Here is a 3,108-nt window from a genome sequence, read left to right on the forward strand (position 1 = left end):
AAACTTCACGGTAGATAAAACACCGGGTAAGATCTTATGCACGCTGAATAACGTGAGTAAAAGCTTTGGCAAGATCGAGATCCTGAAAAATACCAGCGCCGAAATTAACCGCGGCGATAAAATTGCCCTCATCGGCGCCAATGGTAAAGGTAAATCTACCCTCCTGCGCATCATTTTCGGGATGGAACCCATGGAAGGTGAACGCGTACCCGGTCATAACGTGGTAACCAGCTTTTATGCGCAGCACCAGCTGGAATCGCTGGACCTGAACAGCGAAATACTGGACGAGCTGAAGAACTTCGGCAGCGGCCGCACAGAACTGGAATTACGCCAGCTCCTGGGTTGCTTCCTCTTTACCGGCGACGATGTGTTTAAGAAGATCAAGATCCTCTCCGGGGGTGAAAAAGCACGCGTGGCGCTGGCAAAAACCATTATCAGCCAGGCCAACTTCCTTATGCTGGATGAGCCCACGAACCACCTGGATATGAACTCCGTGCAGATGCTGATAGATGCCCTCAATAAATACGATGGCAGCCTGGTACTGGTATCGCACGACCGTTACTTTGTGAGCCAGACCGCCAATAAGATCTGGGAAATTGTAGACGGCGAAATCAAGGAATTTAAAGGCACCTACAACGAATACGAAGAGTGGAAAAAGAGAATGGCTGCCCAGCAACAGAACAATAACACCAAAGCCGGTAACAGTAACGCAGATACGAAAAAAGAAAGCAAACAGCAAAACACCGCTCCTGCTGCCGAAGCAGGCAAAGGCGCTATCAATAAAGACGTTCAGCGTGAATTACAGAAACAACAGAAACAGTTTTCACAGGTAGAAGGCCAGGTGGCCAGCCTGAAGGAACGTAAGGCCGGTCTTGAAGCCAGCCTGGCTTCCCCTGAAATCTATAACGATAAAACAAAATTTGCCCAGGTAGAAAGCGAATACCAGGATGTTCAGAAATACCTGGACAGGGCCAATCAGCAATACGAGCAATTATTTGAAAAAATAATGCAGCTGGAAGCGAACCTTATCAGCTAGTAATTTTGTTATACAGGTATCTTACGGGATACCTGTATAACACCACTAAAACCCTTTCTGAAGTATGCAAAAGATACTGGTAGTTGAAGACGAAGTTAAAGTAGCCAATGCCGTTAAGAAAGGACTGGAAGAAAACGGTTTCGATGTGGATGTAGCCTACGACGGGCGTATCGGGAAGGGATTAGCCACCAGCAACGATTACGACCTGGTGATCCTGGATCTGAACCTGCCCCACAACAACGGCTACGAACTCTGCGAAGTGATCCGCCACAAAAACAACCGCGTTCCGGTAATTATGCTCACCGCCCTCGGCGGCATGGAAGACAAAATGCAGGCCTTTGAACTGGGCGCAGACGACTACCTGGTAAAGCCTTTTGATTTCCGTGAACTGCTGGCGCGCATCCGCGTATTCCTGAAAAGAGCCGGTTCAGATGCCACACACGGCACCCAATACAAAATTGTTATCGCCGACCTGGAAATAGACCGGGAAAAGAAAGACGTAACCCGCGGCGGCAAAAAAATTGCCCTCACCGCCAAGGAATACCAGCTGCTGGAATTTCTCGCCATGCATAAAGGTAAAGTCATCTCTAAAATCACTATCGCGGAAAAAGTATGGGATATCGACTTCGATACCGGTACCAATGTAATTGAAGTGTACATGAACTTCCTCCGCAAAAAAATTGACAAGGATTTCGAACAGAAACTCCTGCACACAAAAACAGGCATGGGTTATTATCTTTCTGAAGAATAACGCTCCCGGTTGAAGATCAAATATAAAATAGCGCTTTATTATACCCTGTCGGCTACGCTGATGCTGGTGGCATTTGCCGTACTGGCTTATTATTTCTCCGCTAAATCACGGAAAGCAGAATACCTGGAACGACTGGAATACCGCGCCCGCTCCATTGCCAACGTGATCATTGAAGACGGTAACGTGAAGGTAGACCTCCTGCGGAAGCTGGACCGCACTACCTTCCAGGATCTTTACAAAGAAACCATCCTGGTATATAACCCGGATTATGATCTGTTGTACAGTAACCTGAAAGACACCACCATCCGCACCCATCCCAGTTTACTCAATTACATCAAGGAAAATAAAGTGTACAGCGCCGACAAAGGCAGCGATGAAGTTGTAGGCGTTTACTACACAGAAGGAAATGTATCCGTTATTGTTATTGTAGCCTCCTTTGATAAATATGGCTTTCAAAATCTCCGGAACCTCAGCCAGATCCTGTTGCTGGAGCTTATTACAGCGATAATAGTACTGGTGGGCGTAGGGTATTTTTTTGCACGGAAAATGGTACAGCCTATCGATCAGCTGGTGCAGCAGGTAGACAGCATTAACGCCAACAACATGCAGGATACCCAGGTAGCCGTGAAAGGAAAAGATGAAATAGCCAAACTGGGCGCCAATTTTAACACCATGCTGCAGCGGCTCAGCGAGTCGTTTCACCTGCAGAAAAGCTTTGTAAGCAATGCCTCCCATGAGCTGCGCACTCCCCTCGCAGCTATCATCAGCCAGTTACAGGTAACCTTGTCGAAAGACCGCAGCAAGGAAGAATACCTGGCGCTGCTTACCTCCGTACTGGAAGATGCAGAAAACCTTTCCGACCTTTCCAACGGCCTGTTGCAACTGGCCCAATCAGAAATGCGGCAACAGGAATTTGTGTTGAGCAATGTAAGGATAGATGAACTGCTAATGGAGATGACCACCCTGATCCGGCTGAAACAAAAAACCGCCAGCAAAGTGGAGATCCATTTCATGAAAGTACCCGACAACGACCTGCTGGTCACCTGTTATGGAAATGAAAACTTACTGAAGGTACTTTTCCTTAACCTGATTGATAATGCCTGTAAGTTTTCCGATAATAATACCGCGCATGTGTCGATAGATTTTTTCACGAAATACATCCTCGTACAGGTAAAAGACTCCGGGATCGGTATTCCGCCGGACGATATCAGCAAAATATTTGAACCCTTTTACCGCGGCCAGAACGTGCTCCAGATCCGTGGCCACGGCCTTGGTTTATCCATCTGCAAAAAAATTGTACAAATACACAACGGCCATATCA

3 protein-coding genes are annotated in these 3,108 nt (G+C 47.2%); all 3 read left to right on the top strand.

Annotation, left to right across the window (positions count from 1 at the left end; translation table 11 throughout):
• Positions 1-1,036: ATP-binding cassette domain-containing protein (locus VN105_RS03925; protein ID WP_325638135.1), on the top strand; the 1,036-nt coding region annotated here is incomplete at its 5' end.
• Positions 1,037-1,100: 64 nt separating this feature from the next.
• Positions 1,101-1,787 carry a response regulator transcription factor gene (locus tag VN105_RS03930; protein ID WP_325638137.1) on the top strand — a complete coding sequence of 229 codons (687 nt, stop codon included), beginning with the start codon at positions 1,101-1,103 and terminating at the stop codon, positions 1,785-1,787.
• A gap of 9 nt (positions 1,788-1,796) precedes the next feature.
• Positions 1,797-3,108, top strand: a 1,312-nt coding sequence (locus tag VN105_RS03935; protein WP_325638139.1) for a HAMP domain-containing sensor histidine kinase, incomplete at its 3' end; no start/stop codon positions are given.

This window comes from Chitinophaga sp., from assembly GCF_035564935.1.
Lineage (GTDB): Bacteria > Bacteroidota > Bacteroidia > Chitinophagales > Chitinophagaceae > Chitinophaga.